At 62.0% G+C, this 20,225-nt stretch carries 22 protein-coding genes; 8 read left to right on the forward strand and 14 right to left on the reverse strand.

Translation table 11 applies throughout. The annotated features are described in order from the left end of the window. Position 1: 1 nt before the first annotated feature. The 10 genes from flgH to BLR26_RS22400 all read right to left on the reverse strand — a co-directional run bounded on the left by flgH (position 2) and on the right by BLR26_RS22400 (position 7,773). Entirely contained in the window at positions 2-697 is a 696-nt protein-coding gene (flgH, locus tag BLR26_RS22355; protein WP_045200248.1) for a flagellar basal body L-ring protein FlgH, read from the reverse strand. Between the two features lie 54 nt (positions 698-751). Beyond that, positions 752-1,537, reverse strand: a complete 786-nt coding sequence (gene flgG, locus BLR26_RS22360) for a flagellar basal-body rod protein FlgG (protein WP_045200246.1) — start codon at positions 1,535-1,537, stop codon at positions 752-754. A 45-nt stretch (positions 1,538-1,582) separates the two neighbouring features. Further along, on the reverse strand, positions 1,583-2,323 hold the full coding sequence (locus BLR26_RS22365) for a flagellar basal body rod protein FlgF (RefSeq protein WP_045200237.1): 741 nt from the start codon (positions 2,321-2,323) through the stop codon (positions 1,583-1,585). A gap of 189 nt (positions 2,324-2,512) precedes the next feature. Further along, complete coding sequence (locus BLR26_RS22370) at positions 2,513-2,701, reverse strand: hypothetical protein (RefSeq protein WP_093385643.1); 189 nt, start codon at positions 2,699-2,701, stop codon at positions 2,513-2,515. Between the two features lie 72 nt (positions 2,702-2,773). Then, complete coding sequence (gene flgE, locus BLR26_RS22375) at positions 2,774-4,099, reverse strand: flagellar hook protein FlgE (RefSeq protein WP_093385648.1); 1,326 nt, start codon at positions 4,097-4,099, stop codon at positions 2,774-2,776. 30 nt (positions 4,100-4,129) lie between these two features. Further along, entirely contained in the window at positions 4,130-4,873 is a 744-nt protein-coding gene (gene flgD / locus BLR26_RS22380; RefSeq protein ID WP_045200232.1) for a flagellar hook assembly protein FlgD, read from the reverse strand. A gap of 15 nt (positions 4,874-4,888) precedes the next feature. Further along, a complete protein-coding gene (flgC, locus tag BLR26_RS22385) occupies positions 4,889-5,332 on the reverse strand; it encodes a flagellar basal body rod protein FlgC (protein ID WP_093385653.1) in 444 nt (147 codons plus the stop codon). Positions 5,333-5,335: 3 nt separating this feature from the next. Further along, complete coding sequence (gene flgB / locus BLR26_RS22390; protein WP_038996408.1) at positions 5,336-5,743, reverse strand: flagellar basal body rod protein FlgB; 408 nt, start codon at positions 5,741-5,743, stop codon at positions 5,336-5,338. 220 nt (positions 5,744-5,963) lie between these two features. Further along, on the reverse strand, positions 5,964-6,791 hold the full coding sequence (gene cheR / locus BLR26_RS22395; RefSeq protein ID WP_093385658.1) for a protein-glutamate O-methyltransferase CheR: 828 nt from the start codon (positions 6,789-6,791) through the stop codon (positions 5,964-5,966). A 52-nt stretch (positions 6,792-6,843) separates the two neighbouring features. After that, complete coding sequence (locus BLR26_RS22400) at positions 6,844-7,773, reverse strand: chemotaxis protein CheV (protein ID WP_010224956.1); 930 nt, start codon at positions 7,771-7,773, stop codon at positions 6,844-6,846. A gap of 69 nt (positions 7,774-7,842) precedes the next feature. Here BLR26_RS22400 and flgA point away from each other — a divergent pair, with 69 nt between their 5' ends. The 4 genes from flgA (at position 7,843) to BLR26_RS22420 (ending at position 10,417) form a co-directional block, all read left to right on the forward strand. Further along, positions 7,843-8,595 carry a flagellar basal body P-ring formation chaperone FlgA gene (gene flgA / locus BLR26_RS22405; RefSeq protein WP_045200223.1) on the forward strand — a complete coding sequence of 251 codons (753 nt, stop codon included), beginning with the start codon at positions 7,843-7,845 and terminating at the stop codon, positions 8,593-8,595. 167 nt (positions 8,596-8,762) lie between these two features. Next, positions 8,763-9,080 carry a flagellar biosynthesis anti-sigma factor FlgM gene (gene flgM, locus BLR26_RS22410; RefSeq protein WP_045200221.1) on the forward strand — a complete coding sequence of 106 codons (318 nt, stop codon included), beginning with the start codon at positions 8,763-8,765 and terminating at the stop codon, positions 9,078-9,080. A 45-nt stretch (positions 9,081-9,125) separates the two neighbouring features. Then, entirely contained in the window at positions 9,126-9,593 is a 468-nt protein-coding gene (locus BLR26_RS22415) for a flagella synthesis protein FlgN (RefSeq protein ID WP_045200219.1), read from the forward strand. Between the two features lie 80 nt (positions 9,594-9,673). Continuing rightward, positions 9,674-10,417, forward strand: a complete 744-nt coding sequence (locus BLR26_RS22420; protein ID WP_093385662.1) for a flagellar brake protein — start codon at positions 9,674-9,676, stop codon at positions 10,415-10,417. Positions 10,418-10,462: 45 nt separating this feature from the next. Here the strand turns inward: BLR26_RS22420 and BLR26_RS22425 are convergent, their stop codons facing one another. The 3 genes from BLR26_RS22425 to bkdR all read right to left on the reverse strand — a co-directional run bounded on the left by BLR26_RS22425 (position 10,463) and on the right by bkdR (position 13,915). After that, complete coding sequence (locus tag BLR26_RS22425) at positions 10,463-11,800, reverse strand: MFS transporter (RefSeq protein WP_093387644.1); 1,338 nt, start codon at positions 11,798-11,800, stop codon at positions 10,463-10,465. Between the two features lie 170 nt (positions 11,801-11,970). Then, entirely contained in the window at positions 11,971-13,212 is a 1,242-nt protein-coding gene (locus BLR26_RS22430) for a glutamine synthetase family protein (RefSeq protein WP_176794338.1), read from the reverse strand. Positions 13,213-13,429: 217 nt separating this feature from the next. After that, on the reverse strand, positions 13,430-13,915 hold the full coding sequence (gene bkdR, locus BLR26_RS22435; protein WP_045189126.1) for a Bkd operon transcriptional regulator BkdR: 486 nt from the start codon (positions 13,913-13,915) through the stop codon (positions 13,430-13,432). 201 nt (positions 13,916-14,116) lie between these two features. Here bkdR and BLR26_RS22440 point away from each other — a divergent pair, with 201 nt between their 5' ends. From BLR26_RS22440 to lpdA, 4 genes are read left to right on the forward strand one after another with little or no spacing between them, the layout of a single operon-like run. Continuing rightward, a complete protein-coding gene (locus BLR26_RS22440) occupies positions 14,117-15,349 on the forward strand; it encodes a 3-methyl-2-oxobutanoate dehydrogenase (2-methylpropanoyl-transferring) subunit alpha (protein WP_045200210.1) in 1,233 nt (410 codons plus the stop codon). Between the two features lies 1 nt (position 15,350). Further along, positions 15,351-16,409 (forward strand): alpha-ketoacid dehydrogenase subunit beta, encoded by a 1,059-nt coding sequence (locus BLR26_RS22445; RefSeq protein ID WP_045200208.1) that lies wholly within the window; start codon positions 15,351-15,353, stop codon positions 16,407-16,409. Beyond that, on the forward strand, positions 16,410-17,681 hold the full coding sequence (locus BLR26_RS22450) for a dihydrolipoamide acetyltransferase family protein (RefSeq protein ID WP_093385667.1): 1,272 nt from the start codon (positions 16,410-16,412) through the stop codon (positions 17,679-17,681). Positions 17,682-17,683: 2 nt separating this feature from the next. After that, entirely contained in the window at positions 17,684-19,069 is a 1,386-nt protein-coding gene (gene lpdA, locus BLR26_RS22455) for a dihydrolipoyl dehydrogenase (protein ID WP_093385671.1), read from the forward strand. A gap of 55 nt (positions 19,070-19,124) precedes the next feature. Here the strand turns inward: lpdA and BLR26_RS22460 are convergent, their stop codons facing one another. Continuing rightward, positions 19,125-20,138: a sensor domain-containing diguanylate cyclase gene (locus BLR26_RS22460; RefSeq protein WP_045200204.1), complete on the reverse strand. Its 1,014-nt coding sequence runs from the start codon at positions 20,136-20,138 to the stop codon at positions 19,125-19,127. Positions 20,139-20,225: the final 87 nt, after the last annotated feature.

The following is a 20,225-nucleotide window of genomic DNA, read 5'->3' on the forward strand; positions in this document are numbered from 1 at the left end:
CCTAGAAAGGCCAAAGCGGGCTGATGAAGAACCGGTCAAACCAACCAGGCTGGCTGGCGTCGGCAAACGAGCCGGTACCCGAATAGGTGATGCGCGCATCGGCAACACGGGTAGAAGGCACGGTGTTGTCGGTGGCGATGTCATCGGCACGGATCATCCCGGCGATACGTACCAGCTCATCACCGGTGTTGAGGGTCAGCCACTTCTCGCCGCGCACGGCAATGATGCCGTTGGGCAACACGTCGGCCACGGTGACAGTGATCGAGCCGGTCAGGGTATTGCCCTGAGCCGCCTTGCTGTCGCCCTTGGTTGCACGGTCGCCGCTGTAGCCGGCACTGAGGCTCAGATCGCCATCACCAAATGGATTATTGGTGGTCAAGCCACCGCCAAACAACGAGGTCAGGCCGATATCGGCCTTGCTGTTCTTGGCAATCTGCGAGTTGGCGTTCTTGCTCGCCTGGGTGCGCTCGTTGAGGGTAATGGTGATGATGTCACCCACCCTGAAAGCCTTGCGGTCGCTGTACAGGTTCTGGTCGAAACCGGCCTGGTAGATCGAGCCGTTGTTGGCCGCCGCCGGCAATGGCGTGCGCGGCAATACCGGCGCGTAGTAAGGATCGTTGGGCTTGGGCGTCGGCGCGACGCAGCCGGCCAGCAAGGCGATCCCACTCAAAGCAAGCACGGATAACAAACGACTCATGACTCTGACCTCACGGTGTAACAGGCGCCGTTCAAGCGACCTCGAAGACTTCACTTACAGGTTCTGGGTAACGTACGAGAGCATCTGGTCGGCGGTGGAAATGACCTTGGAGTTCATTTCGTAGGCCCGCTGGGTGGTGATCATGTTGACCAGCTCTTCAACGGTGCTGACGTTGGAGTTTTCCAGGGTTTGCTGCTGCATCACGCCAAAACCGTTGAGGCCCGGGGTACCGATCTGCGGCGCGCCGCTGGCGGCGGTTTCCAGGAACAGGTTGCCGCCCATGGCCTGCAGGCCGGCCGGGTTGATGAAGTCGGCGGTCTGGATGTTGCCGATGATCTGCGCCGCCGGGTTGCCAGCAGTGGTGATCGACACGGTGCCATCCTGGCCAACGGTGAAGGTCTGCGCCTCTGGCGGCACGACAATCGCAGGCTCCAGGGCAAAGCCGTTGGCGGTGACGATCTGGCCGTCGGAGTTCAGGTGGAAGGTACCGTCGCGGGTGTACGAAACCGTGCCGTCCGGCTGCAGGATCTGGAAGAAGCCACGACCGTTGACCGCCATGTCCAGCGGGTTCTCGGTGGTCTGCAGGCTGCCGGTGCTGAAGTTTTTCTGGGTGCCGACAATGCGCACACCGGTACCCACTTGCAGACCCGACGGCAGCTCGCTGTCCTGGGTCGACTGGGCGCCTGGCTGACGCTTGATCTGGTAGAGCAGGTCCTGAAACTCGGCGCGATCACGTTTGAAGCCGGTGGTCGAGACGTTGGCCAGGTTGTTGGAAATGGTCGTCAGGTTGGTGTCCTGGGCGGACAAACCGGTTTTACTGACCCAAAGAGCCGGAAGCATGCTGTTCTCCTCGCGCGCCTGTTTTACGGCGCTACGTCTGTGTAATTAGCCGATCTGCAAAACCCGAGCCATGGCTTCGTCGCCTTCTTTGGCCGTGGTCATCATCTTGATGTGCAGTTCGAATTGACGGGACAGCGCCAGCACCGAGGTCATTTCCTCGACCGCATTGACGTTGCTCGACTCCAGGAAACCGGAAACCACCTGGACGTTGGCGTCGGCAGGTGCGGGCTGGCCGCTCTTGGTGTGGATCATGCCGTCCAGGCCCTTGGTCATGGTCTTGAGGTCCGGATTGACCAGCTTGATGCGGTCGACCTCGGCCATGACCCGCGGGCCTTCGCCCATGGCGCGGATGCTGATGGTGCCATCCTGGCCGATCTCGACCTTCTGCTCTGGCGGCACGGCAATCGGCCCGCCATTGCCCATCACCGGCATGCCGTTGCCGGCGCGCAGCACACCCAGGCCGTCAATGTTGAGGCTGGCGGTACGCACATAGGCTTCACTGCCATCCGGGGCCTGCACGGCGATGAAGCCGTCGCCGCCGATGGCGATATCCAGGTCACGGCCGGTCTCTTGCATCGAGCCCGGGCTGAAATCGGTGGCCGGGCGCTCGGTCATGGCGTAGGCCCGCGCCGGAAAGCTGTCACCAAACACCGGCATCGAACGCGCCTGCTCCAGGTCGCGCTGAAAACCGCTGGTGGAAATGTTCGCCAGGTTGTTGGCATGGGCCTTTTGCGCCAGCGCATTCTGGCTGGCGCCGGTCATGGCCACGTATAGCATCTTGTCCACAGTCATCCTCCGCTGCGCTGGCGAACACTTGCCGTCCGCCGCTGCTCTGCAGTGCCTGTAGCAAGTTTCAAACCAACTTTTGCAAAAGACCCAAAAGCCCAATAGAACAAGGGTTTCAGCGCTGCGCGAAGACTCGCATGGAGAAAGCGCCGTCGAAATTACGGCGCCGGTTTGCCGCTAGCGGCAAGCTTAGTAGTCGCGGCAGGCCGCGTTATTGAAAGGACCGGCAAAACGCTTCCAGCCCTCGCCCGGGGAAAACTGCGCGCACACCAGGCGCCCGGTGACCTGGCTTTCCCAGCGATACCAGGGCGCGGCATCGGCCCAGACCTGGCTCATCAACAGCACGGCAAACAGCGCCAGCAGCCATCGCTGCAACATGATCGATACCCCCGAAATACAAGACCCCTTCCGAGAAAGGGGTCTGTTTATACCAACTACCTTACACCCGCATCAGGCCATCTGGATGATGGTCTGCATGATGGTGCTCTGGGTCGAGATGGTCTTGGCGTTAGCCTGGTAGTTGCTCTGCGCCTTGATCAGCTCGACCAGCTCGTTGGTCAGGTTGACGTTGGACGCCTCCAGCGAGTTGGAAGCGATGGCGCCCAGGGTACCGGTTTTCGGTGCATCGATACCCGGGATACCCGAGGAGTAGGTTTCGGTCCAGCGAGTACCACCCATAGGCTGCAGGCCTTGCTCGTTGGCGAAGCTGGCAATCGCGACCTGGCCGATGGCGCGCGACTGCTGGTTGCTGAAGCTTGCGAACATCACGCCGCTGGAGTCGATGCTCAGGCTCGACAGGATACCGGTAGCGTAACCGTCCTGGCTTTGCGACAGGCGCGTGGTCGGGGTGTTGTACGAGGTGGTGTCGGTCATGTCGATGGCGATACCGCCAGCATTGGCAGCCGAACCGTTGGAACCCCAGACCGGTGGCTTGGCACTGGCGTTGGTCACCTCGGCAGGAATCCAGCCGGTCAGCTTGAAGACCTTGTTGACCACTTCGTAGCCCGAGCCCGCAGCGCCGGCAGTCATGCTCTTGACGCTACCGTCGGAGTTGAACACGATGGTGCCTTCCAGCGCCTTTGGCGGCTCTTCGGCAGGGCTCAGCGGGTTGCGGCCATCGATCAGGGTGTACGACTTCCAGGTATTGGTCCCGGTCTTGACGTAGTACTGATCCATGACGTGCTCGTTACCCTGGCTGTCGTAGATCTTGGTGGCGAAGGTCTTGTTCCAGCTGTTTTCGTCGGTCGGGCTGAAGGTGGTGGTCGCCGGAATGACCTTGTCCGACGAGTTCAGGTTCAGGCCCTGATCGATCGCGGTGGTGCTCTTTGGCGCCAGCGCCGAGGTATCGATCTTAAGGTCGGTCAGCACGCCATTGATGATCTTGCCGTTTTCATCAACGCCGTAGCCGCGCAGGCGCAGGCCGTCAGCAGTGACGACATAGTTGTCCTTGTTGGTCTGGAAGGCACCGGCACGGGTGTAGCTGAGCGCACCGTTGTCGCTCAGCACGAAGAAGCCCTGACCCTGGATACCCATGTCCAGCACGTTGCCGGTGTTGGTGATATCGCCGTTGGTGAACTGCTGCGATACCGCGGCCAGGCGCACACCGTTACCGATGTTGTTGGTACCGACGCCGAGCTTGTTGGCCGAGTAGACGTCGGCGAATTCTGCGCGCGACGATTTGAAACCGGTGGTGGCGACGTTGGCGATGTTGTTGCCGGTCACGTCCAGTTGCTTGTTGGCTGCATAGAGACCGCTAAGGCCGATATTGAATGACATCTTTCACTCCTTGTGCCGCGTTAGCCGGCTCTATATACCGATGGTTTGGACTTTGGACAGGGCGATACTGCCCAGGCCGGCGAGATTGAGCATCATCTCGCCGCCAGTCTGACTGATGGTGACGCTGCTGACGGTGGCCGGCAGCATGGTGTACATGTCCAGCTGCTTGCCTTCGACGGTGGTCTTGGCGGCAAAGGTGTAGGTACCCGGGTCGACTTTCTCGCCCTTGTCGTTGGTACCGTCCCAGACGAAAGCGGCATTGCCAGCCTTCTGCGCCCCCATGTCGATGGTCTTGACCAGCTTGCCATCCTTGTCGGTAATGGTGACGGTGGCATTGCTGAGCGCCTGCGGGACCACCACCGAACCGTTGAAGCTCTTGGTGGTGTCGACCACGGCCTTGTCGGTCTGGGCGATCACCGAGCGACCGACCAGCGACGAGGCCTGCAGTGCCTGCGAGGACTTGTAGTTGCCGGAAATCGCGGTCACCGACTCGTTCAGCGAGGTGATGCCTTCCAGGCTGCTGAACTGCGCCAGCTGGGCCACGAATTCGCTGTTATCCTGCGGATCGAGCGGGTTCTGGTGCTGCATCTGGGTCACCAGCAACTGCAGGAACGCGTCCTTGCCCAGTGCCTGCTTGTTGGCGCCGGTCTTGCTGTTGGTGGCCGAGGCGATACCGGCGGCGCTGTTGGCGCTGGTTTCGCTGTTTTTCTTGCCCGACGCCTTGATGACGTCGTTCAGGCTTACGCCGGCTGTTGGGTCATTAACACTTGCCATTGGCTTAGTCCTTTATCACTGACCCAGGGTCAGGACCTTCTGCATCATGGATTTGGCCGTGTTCATCAGCTCGGCGTTGGTCTGGAACGAGCGGCTGGCGGAGATCATGTCAGCCATCTCTTCCACCACGTTGACGTTCGGGTAGTAGACGTAGCCGTCCTTGTTCGCCGCCGGATGGCTCGGCTCGTAGCGCGCCTCAAGGTTGCTCTGGTCCTCGACCACGCCGAGCACCTGCACACCCTGGCCGGCAGCGTCCTGGTCCTGAAACAGCGACTGGCTGACGCCGGCCTGGGCCTGCTGGAAGGTGGTGGCGAATACCGGGTGACGGGCGCGGTAGGTCTGGTCGATGCTCGACGAGACGGTCTCGGCGTTGGCGATGTTCGAAGCGACGGTATTCAGACGCGTGGTCTGGGCGCTCATGCCGCTACCGGCAATGTTGAAGACACTGGCGAGGGACATGACTTACTCTCCGCGCAGGGCCGATACCAGCCCTTTGAATTTACTGTTGAGCAGCGTGAAGCTGGCCTGGAAACCCACAGCGTTTTCCGCATAGCTCGATTGCTCGAGCTGGGCATCGACGGTGTTCTGGTCGATCGACGGCTGCATCGGCGTGCGGTACTGCAAGGTCTCGTCGCCCATGCTCAGGCCTTCGGCCTCGATGTGCCGGGCGTTGGTACGATCCAGTGCGAAATGGCCCTTGCTGGTCTGCTCGGCCTGCGCCGCCAGCACCGAAGCGAAGTCCATGTCGCGCGCCTTGTAGTTTGGCGTGTCGGCGTTGGCGATGTTGTTGGCCAGCACCTCGGCACGCTGGGCGCGAAAGCCCAATGCCTTTTCGTGGATGCCGAGCGCTTTGTCGAAGCTGATGCTCATGTCGTGGAAACCTTCGAAGGTTTTTCGTTGACTGTGTCAGAGCAAGAGCCATGCCAAAAAACAAAACCCCGTAAATACGGGGCTTTGAGGAGTTTGCCGCCAGCGGCAATGCCAGAAAAGTGGCAAAAGAGCGGCAAGCGGCAAGCTTCAAGCGGCAAGAAAAAGCCAGGCGGCGCGCGAGCGGCTCTCTTTCTTGCCGCTTGAAGCTTGCCGCTAAAGCCTACTTGGCCTGGTAGATGATCCCCGGGCTGCACTGGACCATCTGGTAGTGATCCGGCAAACCGTTGAGCGCTTCAGAAGCACCCAGGAACAGGTAGCCTCCCGGCTTGAGCGTGCCGTGAATGCGCAGCAGGATGTCCTTCTTGACCTGGGCCGAGAAGTAGATCAGCACGTTGCGACAGAACACGATGTCGAACTTGCCCAGGCTCGCATAACTGTCCAGCAGGTTGAACGAGCGGAACTCGACACGGCTGCGGATCGGCGCCTTGACCGCCCAGCGCCCCGGCCCCTTGACATCAAAGTAGCGCTGCAGGCGCTCCTGGGACAGGCCGCGGGCAATCGCCAGGCTGTCGTACTCGCCGGCCTTGCAATTGGTCAGCATCGAGCCGGAGAGGTCGGTGGCGACGATCTGCGCACCCATCTTCAACTGGCCGATGTTGCTGCGCTCGAACTCGTCGATGGCCATGGAGATCGAGTACGGCTCCTGACCCGACGAACAGGCAGCCGACCAGATGCGCAGGCGCTGGCCAGGGTTGGCCTTGATCTGCTCGGGCAAAACCTTGTTCTTCAGCACTTCGAACGGATAGGTGTCGCGAAACCAGAGGGTTTCGTTGGTGGTCATGGCATCGACCACCTGCTCGCGCAAACCGCTGCGCGGCTGGCTCTGGATACGCTGCACCAGTTCGCCCAGGGACTTGATGCCCTGCTGTTCCATCAGCTTGTTGAGACGGCTGGAGACCAGGTATTGCTTATTTTCGCCCAGCAGGATGCCACAGGCTTTTTCCAGGAAGACCCGGAACTGTTCGAAATCCAAATTACCCGTAGACAATGATGCCGCCTCTTAAATCGTATGTACCGCCAGGGGCAAAGGCCCCCGGCCGTTAGTGCGTGGCCTTGATCCGATCAACAACGCGCTGGGCGAGGTCGTCCGGGCGGAATTTGGCCAGGAAGTCATCAGCACCGACCTTCTTGACCATCGCCTGATTGAACACCCCGGAAAGCGAAGTATGCAGGATGATGTGCAACTTTTGCATGCGCGGGTCGCTGCGAATCTCGGCGGTCAGGGTGTAGCCGTCCATCTCCGGCATCTCGATGTCGGAGATCATCATCAGGAATTCTTCCTCCGGCCGCTTGCCCTCGTCGACCAGCTTGCGCAGGTAGTCGAGCGCCTGGCGACCGTCGTTGAGCGCCACCACTTCGACGCCAACGGTCTGCAGGCAACGGCTGACCTGCTTGCGTGCCACCGACGAGTCATCGACCGTCAGCACTCGCAGCATCACTGCCTTGTCCTGCACTTCGGCATCGACCACACCGGCGGAGATCGCCTCGGAGGTCGGCGCCACTTCGGCGAGGATCTTCTCCACGTCGATGATCTCGACCATCTTGTTGTCAACCCGGGTCACCGCCGTCAGGTAGTGATCACGCCCAGTGCCCTTGGGTGGTGGATGGATCTCCTCCCAGTTCATGTTGACGATGCGCTCCACCGAATGCACCAGAAACCCCTGGGTCTTGGTGTTGTACTCGGTGATGATGACGAAACTCTTGCTGGTTTCTTCACTCAGACCGGGCATCCCGGTCGCCATCGCCAGATCGAGGATCGGGATGGTTGCCCCACGAATATTCGCGACACCGCGCACGACGGGGCTGGATTTGGGCATAACGGTCAGGTTCGGACACTGCAGCACTTCCCTTACCTTGAACACGTTGATGCCGTAGAGCTGCTCGCCATTGAGACGGAACAACAGCAGCTCCAGGCGGTTTTGCCCTACCAGTTGCGTGCGCTGGTTCACCGAATCCATTACACCAGCCATGCCAGACTCCTTCACCAAACGCTTCGAGCTTCGTACCCAGTCGGCACGCGCTTTGCTTTTTTTAATCGTATGAACATGAAAACGACATTTTTCCGACGCCTGACCCGCCACCTGCCCGGCTTCCTTGCTGCGCTGTGCCTCGCGGCCCCTGGCGTTCGAACTCTGGCTGACGCTTTCACCTTGCCTGAACAGCTTATCGGTGTCACCCAAGGGTTTCTTGAATTCACCGTAGAAGACTACCTGGCCACCAGCCAGACCGAAGGCCGCTACGAGATCCAGGTCAACAACCTCGACCCGCGTCTGCGCATGCCACTGTGCGACCAGCAACTGGGCGCTTCGCTGGAGAGCCCGGCGCAGCCGCTGGGCCGCGTGACCGTGCGGGTTCGCTGCGACGGCAGCTCACCGTGGACGGTGTTCGTGCCCGCCCAGGTACGTCTTTTTCGCAACGTGGTGACCGTGGTCCGTCCGCTCAAGCGCGACAGCGTCGTCGGCGAACAGGACGTCGCCCTGCGCGAACGCGACGTAGGCATGCTCAACCAGGGTTTTCTCGCCAGCCTCGACCAGGCGGTGGGGCTCAAGGTTATCCGACCAACGGTCATGGATCAGGTCCTCACCCCCCAGCACCTGGAGCAGGCCGAAGTGGTGCGCAAAGGCGACCAGGTGGTGATCACCGCTCGCAGCGGCAGCCTGGCTGTGCGCATGCCAGGCGAAGCGCTGAGCAAGGGCGGCCTGAGCGAACAGATCCGCGTGCGCAACCTCAACTCCAAGCGGGTGGTCAAGGCCAGGGTGACCGGGCCGGGTCAGGTGGAAGTGGCCATGTAGAGCGCTGAATCAATATCAATGCTGGCGATCAGGAACTGCTTTTCCTAAACTGTGTCCATTGGATGCCCCGAACCGGCCGCGCACGCCTTTGAGCATTTGCGCCTAAAGTTTCTTTCGGGTTGGCCGAAAACAAGGCAAGCGTCCAAACACCCAGAGGTTTTCTGATCATGGTCATCGACTTCAGTCGTTTGAATAATTCCCCGTCGGTTGCCGGCGGCGTGCGCACTGGCAGCAGCCAGGAAAGCACCGCCAGCGCAGCTTCGGCCAAGGCCGGCAGCGTTGCTGAAAGCAGCGCCAGCGGGGAAACCGTACACCTCAGCCACGAGGCCCAGCAGTTGCAAAAGGTCAGCGACAAGCTGCGCGACCAGCCGATTGTCAACAGCGCCCGGGTGGCCGAGTTGAAACAGGCTATCGCCGACGGCAGCTACCAGGTCGACAGCAACCGCGTCGCCAGCAAACTGCTTAATTTCGAAGCCCAGCGCTAGCCCCTGGCGCGCTGACTTCAGGACGCTTGAACCAAAGAGCCAGCCATGCACGACACTACTCTGCTGCAACTGATCGAAAACGATATTGCTCCAGCGCAAGAACTGCTCGAATTGCTGCAGACCGAGAACGTTGCCCTGCACGGCCGCGACATGCCGCTGCTGGAAAACATCCTGGCGCGCAAGCAGTCGCTGGTGATCCTGCTCGATCAGCATGGCCGCCAGCGCAGTGAACTGCTTGCCGGCCTGGGCCTGTCCCAGGACCGCGAAGGTGTCGCCCAACTGGCCAGCAACTCCTCTTTCGGTGACCTGCTGCTGCAACAACTGGATGTGCTTGGCCAACTGCTGGCTGACTGCCAGGCGGTCAACGAGCGCAACGGCCGCTCGATCCAGATCCAGCAGAGCACTACCGCCAACCAGATCAGAATCCTCATGGGCGGCGAAGCACCGTCGCTCTATGACAGCCGCGGGGCCACCTCCCCCCTCGCCAAGCCGCGGGCGTTGAGCCAGGCTTGATTCCCTGTATCAAGGCACGGAACATACTGGCAAAATGCCGTAACTTGCGTGTGACGTTTTTGCCTGGAGAATGATTAACCGTGTTCAATGAAGCAGAAGCTCCGCAGCCTCCAAAGGTGCTCACTACCCCTTTGGAAATCGCCGCCAACTTGCGGTCGCTGCAAGAGAGCCATGACCCGCTGATCATCACTTTCCACGAACGCAGCCAGCGTTTTCAAAGCTATGTGGTCGAGGTCGACCGCGAAGGCAATCGCCTGGCCCTTGATGAAATGATCCCTCGTGACGGCGAACGCTTCCTGCAAAATGGCGAACCGTTTCGCGTTGAAGGCTTTCATGATGGCGTGCGTATCGCCTGGGAATGCAACACACCGTTGAGCATTGTCGAGGAAGATGGCCATCGCTGCTACCGCGGCACCCTGCCTACCGAAGTCGCCTACCACCAGCGCCGCAATGCCTTTCGTGCAGCGCTGAAGCTGACCCAGCTGGTGGACGTCGTGCTCGACGGCGAAAAACTCAAGGGCAACGGCGCGCTGCGCGGCAAGTTGCTGGATATTTCCGCAACCGGCTGCAAGCTGCGCTTTGAAGGCAATGTCGAAGAGCGCCTGCAACTGGGCCAGGTTTACGAGAAGTTCGCCAGCGGTGCACCGCTGGGTTTGTCCCAGGTCGAGGTCGAGTTGCGTCATCTGCATTTCGAAGAGCGCATCAACGCCACCTTCGCCGGCGTGCGCTTTCACAACCTCAACGGGCAGATGCAGCGCAAGGTGGAAACCTTCGTTTACCAGCTGCAGCGTGAAGCACGGCGCTTCGATAAAGACGACTACTGAGTCGACCCCATCGCGGGGCCCGCCCCCACGGGCCCCGCGATGGCATCACACCTGTGTCGGCTTGACCTCTTCAGTCACAACCTCAGCGTCATCCCCCTCCTGCGCCTCGGTATCTTCAGCCGCCACCGGCGTCTGCATCTGATCCTGCACCACCTGCTCGTCAACCCGTGGGTCCAGCGCTGCCGACAACGGTGAACCTGCCGCCGGCATGGCCACGTGATGCAGCGGCGCATCGTCGACCTGGTGCAAACCGGTCACCGCTTTCGGGCGGATCCGCCAGACCAGCACCAGGGCAAAGAAAACGAAGAAGGCATAGAGCATCTGGTTGCCCAGCACCTTCATCAACACCCCGGCCACCAGCGGCCCGATACTCGCACCCACGCCATAGGTCACCAGCAGCATCGCCGTCAGCGACACCCGCCGTTCGCCCTCGACGTGGTCGTTGGAAAACGCCACCGCCAGCGGATACAGGCAGAACTGCAGCAGCGACACGGCAAAGCCTGCGACAAACAATACCTCCAGCGGCACTGATGGCATGATCGCCAGCGGCAGGGCAACAATCGCCAGGCCCACGGCAACGCTACGAATCAGCAAGGCCCGGTCATAGCGATCGGACAACCAGCCCAGCGGCCACTGCACCAGCAGACCGGCGAAGATGCAGCAGCCCATGAACAGACCGACCTGCTCGGTGCTCAGCCCCTGCTTGGACGCATACAGCGGCGCCAGGCCGTAGAACGAGCCGACGATCAGGCCGGCCCCCAGCACGGTACTCAGCGACTGCGGCACCCGTTTGATGAAGAAGCGCGGCTCCATCGGCGCCGGCCGCAATGGCGCCGGGTGAATCCGTCGGGTGAGTGCCACCGGCACCAGGCACAGGGCGAAGCACATGGCGACCAGCATCAGCAGTTCAAGGCCCAGCTGCGGGTGCGCCACCAGGATCAACTGGCCGAGCACCAGGCCCAGGTACGAGGCAATCATGTAGCCACTGAACACCGCACCTCGCTGCTTGGCGTCGGCCTGCTCGTTGAGCCAGCTTTCGATGACCATGTACTGGCACATCATCCCCAGGCCGACGATGACCCGCAGCAGCACCCAGGCCGGCAACCAGCTGACCAGGCCATGGCCGAGCACCGCCGCGCCGACAATGCCGGCGCAGGTGGCATAGGCACGGATATGCCCGACCCGGGCAATCAGCCGGTGGCCGATCTTGCCGCCCAGGGCCAGGCCGAAATAGTTGGCGGCCATCAGCGCACCGACCCAGAGGCTGTCGACATGATCGGCAGCCAGGCGCAAGGCCAGGTAGGTACTCAACAAGCCGGAGCCGATCAACATCATCAGCGCAGCGAAATACAGCGCGCGAAAAGACTTCCAGATCTGTCGCATCAGCGTCCCGAACGGCTCCTTGAGCTGGTGGAAAAACTGCTTGAAAGCATAAGTGAAAATAACCGCCTTGCAGTTGATGCAGATAAAAAAACAGGTGCCAGGGTGTTTACCAACACCGCTGCCACCTGCCTTGAAACTGAGCGATTGCCCCGGCAAAAACGCCTCGCCGGTTATGCCTGCGCGGCCAGCACGCGGCGCTCCCACGGGGTGATCTCATCGAAGAAGCTGGTCAGCTCCAGGGTCTTGGTGGCGATGTAGCCTTCGATGAACTCCTTGCCGAACAGTTCCCGCGCAAGCTCGCTACGCTTCAGACGCTCCAGGGCCGCATGCAAGGTACATGGCAGGCTCAAATGATCCGGCACCTCGAATTCGCCCTGGATCGCCGGCGTCGGTTCGAGCTGCTGCTCGATGCCATAAAGCCCTGCGGCGAGGCTGGCGGCAATTGCCAGGTAAGGGTTGGTATCGGCGCCTGGTAAGCGGTTTTCGACCCGTCGCGCCACTGGCGAGCTGGCCGGAATGCGCAGGCCGGCGGCGCGGTTGTCTTCGGACCAGCAAGCATTGTTCGGTGATGCGTAGGGGTGGCAAAGGCGCTGGTAGGAGTTCACGTTCGGCGCGAACAAGGCGGTGAAGTCGGCCATGCACGCCTGCTGGCCGCCAATGAAGTGATAGAACGCCGGGGTCGGCTTGCCCTCGGCATCACTGAAGACATTGCCCCCGCCCTCCACCGCCACCACGCTCTGGTGAATGTGCATGGAACTGCCCGGCGTATGCGCCAGTGGCTTGGCCATGCACACCACGGTCAGGCCATGCTTGAGCGCGACTTCCTTGAGCAGGTGCTTGAACAACAGGGTCTGGTCGGCCAGCAACAGCGGATCGCCGTGCAGCAGGTTGATCTCGAACTGGCTGACGCCCATTTCGTGCATGAAGGTATCGCGCGGCAGGCCCAGTGCCGCCATGCAGCGATAGACCTCGCTGAAGAACGGGCGCAGGCCGTTGTTGGAACTGACGCTGAACGCCGAATGACCTTCTTCGCGCCGACCATCCTTGCCCAGCGGCGGCAAAAACGGCTGGTCGGGATCGCTGTTGGGGGCGAAGACAAAAAACTCGAGTTCCGTCGCCACCACCGGCGCCAGGCCACGAGCGGCGTAACGGGCAATCACCGCCTTGAGCAGGCCACGACTGGAGAGCCCGGAGCTTTCACCGCTAAGCTCGAGCGCATCGCAAATCGCCAGGGCCCGTGGCTCGTCGCTCCAGGGCAGGCGATAGATATGCTGCGGGTCGGCGACCAGCGCCAGGTCGCCGTCGTCGCTGCCGTAGAAACGCGCCGCCGGGTACCCGCCCATGATGCATTGCAGCAGCACACCGCGGGCCATCTGCAGGCGCCGGCCTTCAACAAAGCCTTCAGCGGTCATAACCTTGCCGCGCGGTACACCATTGAGATCCGGGGTAATGCACTCGATCTCATCAATGCCCGTCAATCGCTCGGCGAGAGAGTTTTGGCCATTGGTCGTCATGACTCTATCCTTGTTGTTTTCGCATGCCGGGAACGGCGACAGCTACAACATAGGCACCGGCCGTTCGAAATTTCAAGCGCCAAACGGACGATGTGATCGTAATTATCTACACGGCTTAACCTGGCAGGGTCAGGCCATTGGCTGGCAGCGGCAGCGCGGTCTTGTAGCGCACCTGCTTCAAGGCAAAACTCGAACGGATGTTGGCCACCCCCGGCAGGCGGGTCAGGTAGTCGAGAAAACGCTCCAGGGCCTGGATGCTGGGCAGCAGCACGCGCAGCAGGTAATCCGGGTCACCGGTCATCAGGTAGCACTCCATGACCTCCGGGCGCTCGGCGATTTCTTCTTCGAAGCGATGCAGCGATTGCTCGACCTGTTTCTCCAGGCTGACGTGGATGAACACGTTGACATCCAGGCCCAGCACCTCCGGCGCCAGCAAGGTCACCTGCTGGCGAATTACCCCGAGTTCCTCCATGGCCTTGACCCGGTTGAAGCAGGGGGTTGGCGAGAGATTCACCGAGCGCGCCAGCTCGGCGTTGGTGATACGGGCATTTTCCTGGAGGCTGTTGAGAATGCCGATATCCGTACGATCCAGTTTGCGCATGAGAGAAAATCACCTGTTTTTTGTCTTTATAAGGAATGTTTATCCGCTAGCCGAGGCAAAGGCAACGAAGTTGAGAAAAATATTCTTCAGGCGCCGGAATATCATGTAGGACAAGACTGACTCCCTGGTCACAAGCCGGGTGTCAGCAGCGACCGCTTCAAAGCTCAACAAAAACACAAGACAGAGCGAGCGTAAAAAAGCATGAACGAGTACGCCCCCCTGCGTTTGCATGTGCCCGAGCCTACAGGCCGGCCAGGCTGCCAGACTGATTTCTCCTACCTGCGTCTGACCGATGCCGGTCAGGTTCGTAAACCTCCCGTCGATGTAGAAGCCGCCGATACCGCGGACATCTCCTCTAGCCTGATCCGGGTGCTGGATGACAAGGGCAATGCCCTGGGCCCCTGGGCCGAGGACGTCAGCCCCGAAGTCCTGCGCCAGGGCATGCGCACCATGCTCAAGACCCGGCTGTTCGACAGCCGCATGGTGGTAGCCCAGCGGCAGAAGAAGATGTCGTTCTACATGCAGAGCCTGGGTGAAGAAGCCATCGGCAGCGGCCAGGCCATGGCCCTGAACCGCAGCGACATGTGCTTTCCCACCTACCGCCAGCAAAGCATCCTCATGGCCCGCGACGTGTCGCTGGTAGAGATGATCTGCCAGCTGCTGTCCAACGAGCGCGATCCGCTCAAGGGGCGCCAGTTGCCGATCATGTACTCGGTGCGCGAAGCCGGCTTCTTCACCATCAGCGGCAACCTGGCGACCCAGTTCGTCCAGGCGGTCGGCTGGGCCATGGCTTCGGCCATCAAGGGCGATACCAAGATCGCCTCGGCCTGGATCGGTGACGGCGCCACCGCCGAATCTGATTTCCACACCGCCCTGACCTTCGCCCACGTCTACCGCGCGCCGGTGATCCTCAACGTGGTCAACAACCAGTGGGCGATCTCGACCTTCCAGGCCATTGCCGGCGGTGAGTCGACCACCTTCGCCGGACGTGGCGTAGGTTGTGGCATTGCCTCCTTGCGTGTCGACGGCAACGACTTCATCGCTGTCTACGCCGCTTCACGCTGGGCCGCCGAACGCGCCCGCCGCGGCCTGGGTCCGACGCTGATCGAATGGGTCACCTACCGCGCCGGCCCGCACTCGACCTCGGACGATCCATCCAAGTACCGCCCGGCCGACGACTGGAGTCACTTCCCCCTGGGCGACCCGATCGCCCGCCTCAAACAGCACCTGATCGCCATCGGTCACTGGTCCGAGGAAGAGCACCAGGCGGTCAGCGCCGAGCTCGAAGCCGAGATCATCAAGGCGCAGAAAGAAGCCGAACAGTACGGCACCCTGGCCGGTGGCCAGATGCCAAGCCCGGCGTCGATGTTCGAGGATGTCTACAAGGAGATGCCGGAGCACCTGCGCCGGCAGCGCCAGGAACTGGGGATCTGACATGAACGATCACAACACTTCAATCCAGTTGGAAACCGCCATGGCGACCACCACCATGACCATGATCCAGGCCCTGCGCTCGGCCATGGACATCATGCTAGAGCGCGATGAAGACGTAGTCGTCTATGGCCAGGACGTCGGCTACTTCGGTGGCGTGTTCCGTTGCACCGAAGGCCTGCAGACCAAGTACGGCAAGTCGCGGGTGTTCGATGCACCGATCTCCGAAAGCGGCATCGTCGGCACCGCCGTGGGCATGGGTGCCTACGGCCTGCGCCCGGTGGTGGAAATCCAGTTCGCCGACTACTTCTACCCGGCCTCCGACCAGATCGTTTCGGAAATGGCCCGCCTGCGCTATCGCTCGGCCGGCGAGTTCGTCGCCCCGCTGACCCTGCGCATGCCTTGCGGTGGTGGTATCTACGGCGGCCAGACGCACAGCCAGAGCCCCGAGGCGATGTTCACCCAGGTCTGCGGCCTGCGCACCGTGATGCCGTCCAACCCCTATGACGCCAAGGGCCTGCTGATCGCCTCGATCGAGAACGACGACCCGGTGATTTTCCTCGAGCCCAAGCGCCTGTACAACGGCCCGTTCGACGGCCACCACGACCGCCCGGTAACGCCGTGGTCGAAACACCCGGCCAGCGCCGTGCCGGATGGCTACTACACCGTACCGCTGGACAAGGCGGCGATCACCCGCCCGGGCAAGGACGTCACCGTGCTGACCTACGGCACCACCGTCTATGTCTCGCAGGTGGCCGCTGAAGAAACCGGCGTCGACGCCGAAGTCATCGACCTGCGCAGCCTGTGGCCGCTGGACCTGGAAACCATCGTCGCCTCGGTGAAAAAGACCGGCCGCTGTGTGGTGGTGCATGAAGCCACGCGCACCTGCGGTTTTGGCGCCGAGCTGATCGCGCTGGTCCAGGAACACTGCTTCCATCACCTCGAAGCCCCGATCGAACGCGTCACCGGCTGGGATACCCCCTACCCGCACGCGCAGGAGTGGGCGTATTTCCCCGGCCCTTCACGAGTGGGCGCGGCATTGAAACGGGTCATGGAGGTCTGAATGGGCACGCACGTCATCAAGATGCCGGATATCGGTGAAGGTATCGCACAAGTTGAACTGGTGGAATGGTTCGTCAAAGTTGGCGACACCGTCACAGAAGATCAGGTCGTGGCCGATGTCATGACCGACAAGGCCACCGTCGAAATCCCTTCGCCGGTCAGCGGCAAGGTCCTGGCCCTGGGCGGCCAGCCCGGTGAAGTCATGGCGGTCGGCAGCGAGCTGATCCGCATCGAAGTAGAAGGCGCCGGCAACGTAGGAGCGGGCTTGCCCCGCGAAGAGGCCCCCGCAGTCACCGCCAAGGCCCCTGAACCCGAGCCGAAACCTGCTGCACCAGCACCCGTTGCTGCCCCCGCAGCCTCGGCCCACCAGCCCGCCGCCATCGTCCCGCGCCAAGCTCACGACCGCCCACTGGCCTCGCCTGCCGTGCGCAAGCGCGCGCTGGACGCTGGTATCGAGTTGCGCTACGTACACGGCAGCGGCCCGGCCGGGCGCATCCTGCACGACGACCTCGACGCCTTCCTGACGCAACCGGCCACCCGCACCCAGAGTGCCCCTGGCGGTTATGCCAAACGCAGCGACAGCGAGCAGATCCCGGTGATCGGCCTGCGCCGCAAGATCGCCCAACGCATGCAGGATGCCAAGCGCCGCGTCGCCCACTTCAGCTACGTCGAGGAAATCGACGTCACCGCCCTTGAAGAGCTGCGCCTGCACTTGAACAAGAAGTGGGGTGACAGCCGTGGCAAGCTGACCCTGCTGCCATTCCTGGTGCGCGCCATGGTCGTTGCCCTGCGCGAGTTCCCGCAGATCAACGCCACCTACGACGATGAAGGCCAGGTCATCACCCGCCACGGCGCAGTGCATGTCGGCATCGCCACCCAGGGCGACAACGGCCTGATGGTGCCGGTGCTGCGCCACGCCGAAGCCGGCAGCCTGTGGAGCAACGCCGGCGAGATCGTGCGCCTGGCCAATGCCGCCCGCGGCAACAAGGCCAGCCGTGAAGAACTGTCAGGCTCGACCATCACCCTGACCAGCCTCGGCGCCCTTGGCGGCATCGTCTCGACGCCGGTGGTCAACACCCCGGAAGTGGCGATTGTCGGGGTCAACCGCATGGTTGAACGGCCGATGGTCATCAATGGCCAGATCGTCATTCGCAAGATGATGAACCTCTCCAGCTCGTTCGATCACCGGGTGGTCGACGGCATGGACGCGGCACTCTTCATCCAGGCCATCCGCGGCCTGCTCGAACAACCTGCCAGCCTGTTTGTGGAGTGACCATGCAACAGACGCTCAACACTACCCTGCTGATCATCGGCGGCGGCCCCGGCGGCTACGTCGCCGCCATTCGCGCCGGCCAGCTGGGCATTCCCACGGTACTGGTCGAAGGCCAGGCCTTGGGTGGCACCTGCCTGAACATCGGCTGCATTCCGTCCAAAGCGCTGATTCACGTCGCCGAGCAGTTCCACCAGACCCAGCAGCACAGCCAGCAGTCGAACCTGGGCATCAAGGTCTCGCCACCGAGCCTGGACATCACCCAGAGCGTGGCCTGGAAAGACGGTATCGTCGATCGCCTGACCAGCGGCGTCGCCGCCCTGCTGAAAAAGCACGGGGTCAAGGTGATCCATGGCTGGGCAAAAATTCTCGACGGCAAGCACGTCGAGGTCGACGGCCAGCGCATCCAGTGCGAACACCTGTTGCTGGCCACCGGTTCCAGCAGCGTTGAACTGCCGATGCTGCCATTGGGCGGCCCGATCATCTCCTCCACTGAAGCTCTGGCCCCGAAAACCCTGCCCAAGCACCTGACCGTGGTCGGCGGTGGTTACATCGGCCTGGAGCTGGGCATCGCCTACCGCAAGCTCGGCGTCGAGGTCAGCGTGGTCGAAGCCCGCGAGCGCATCCTGCCGACCTACGACAGCGAACTGACCGCGCCGGTGGCCGAGTCGATCAAGAAGCTGGGGATCAAGCTCTACCTCAAGCACAGCGTCGAAGGCTTCGATGCCGGCCACCAGGCCTTGCAGGTGCGCACGCCCGAAGGCGAACTGCTGCAACTGAGCACCGACCAGGTGCTGGTCGCGGTCGGCCGCAAGCCACGTACCCAGGGCTTCAACCTGGAAAGCCTGGCGCTGAAGATGAACGGCTCGGCGGTGGCCATCGACGAGCAATGCCAGACCAGCATGCTCAACGTCTGGGCCATCGGCGATATCAGCGGTGAACCGATGCTCGCCCACCGGGCCATGGCCCAGGGTGAGATGGTTGCCGAACTCATTGCCGGCAAATCGCGGCGCTTCGAGCCGGCCGCGATTGCCGCGGTGTGCTTCACCGACCCGGAACTGGTGGTCGTCGGCAAGACCCCGGAACAGGTCGAGCAGGAGGGCCTGGACTGCATCGTCACGCAGTTCCCGTTCGCCGCCAACGGCCGGGCCATGACCCTGGAATCGAAAAGCGGCTTCGTGCGCGTGGTCGCCCGTCGGGACAACCACCTGATCCTTGGCTGGCAAGCGGTTGGCGTGGGCGTCTCGGAACTGTCCACAGCCTTTGCCCAGTCACTGGAGATGGGCGCTTGCCTGGAAGATGTGGCCGGTACCATCCACGCTCACCCGACCCTGGGTGAGGCGGTGCAGGAAGCGGCGCTACGCGCCCTGGGTCACGCCCTGCATCTGTAGACACTGAAGCGGCTGAGGCCGATTTGACCCGCTGCCCCGTGCAGCGGGTCCTTTTTCATTCACCGATCTCATCCTTGCCGGCCGCCTTGGCCCGGTACAGCGCCTGGTCCGCGCGGCCCAGCAATTGCGCTTGCCCTTCACCCTCCAGCCATTCGACCACGCCATAACTCATGGTCAGCAATCGCTCGCCCACCGGCGGCGCCTGCTCCAGCGCCTGGCGAATCTGCCGCGCCAGTTGCAATGCCTCTTCGCGCTGGGTGCCCGGCAGCACTGCCACGAACTCATCACCGCCCCAGCGTGCCAGCAAGTCACCGGCACGCAGGCAAACCTTGATCCGCTCAACCGATGCGATCAGCGCCTGGTCACCCTGGGCATGGCCATACTGATCGTTGATCGGCTTGAAGTCGTCGATATCCATGACAATCAACGCCAGCGGCTGGCGAAACCGCCGTGCCCGCTCGCACTCTTGCTGCAGGACCTTTTCCAGGCGGTAACGGTTGGCCACCAAGGTCAGCGCATCGCGTTCGGCCAGGTCGCGGTTCTCGTCGAGCTGGCGCTGCAGTTGCTGGTTGACCCACGACAGCTCGCGGGTGCGCTCGGCGATCTGCGCTTCCAGCGACAGGTTTTCCAGCTGCAGTTGCTCGACCAGGCGCTTGCCATCGTCGATATTGCGATGAGCGCCGAGCATCCGCGCCACCGAACCATCCGGGTTGCGCTCAATGATGTGACCGCTGTCCTCGATCCACAGGAAGTTGCCGTCCTGGCAACGGCAACGGTACTCGATGCGGTACTGGTCGGAGCGGTCGCTGATGTAGTCCTCGAAATGGCTCATCACCCGCGGGTAGTCCTCGGGGTGGATCACGCCTTCCCAGGTCAGTACGGTGTTGTCCAGCGAGTGGCTGGGGTAGCCGAGCATCCGGTACCAGCCGGGGTTGCGGTAGACGTAGCCGGTATTGGCATTCCAGTCCCAGATACCGTCGCTGATCAGGTCCAGCAGGGTGTGCAACTGTTCTTCCCTGAAGTCGCCCAGCGGGGCCTTCAATGGTGGTGTGTCTGACGTTTGAGTCATGGACGATCTCCCTTGTCCAGGCAACTACGCCCCAGCCGGATGTTGGTGCTGCCGGTTTGAAATGACTTGCCGCTGACGGCAAGGGTT

Origin of the sequence: Pseudomonas sp. UC 17F4, assembly GCF_900101695.1 — a bacterium.
GTDB lineage: Bacteria > Pseudomonadota > Gammaproteobacteria > Pseudomonadales > Pseudomonadaceae > Aquipseudomonas.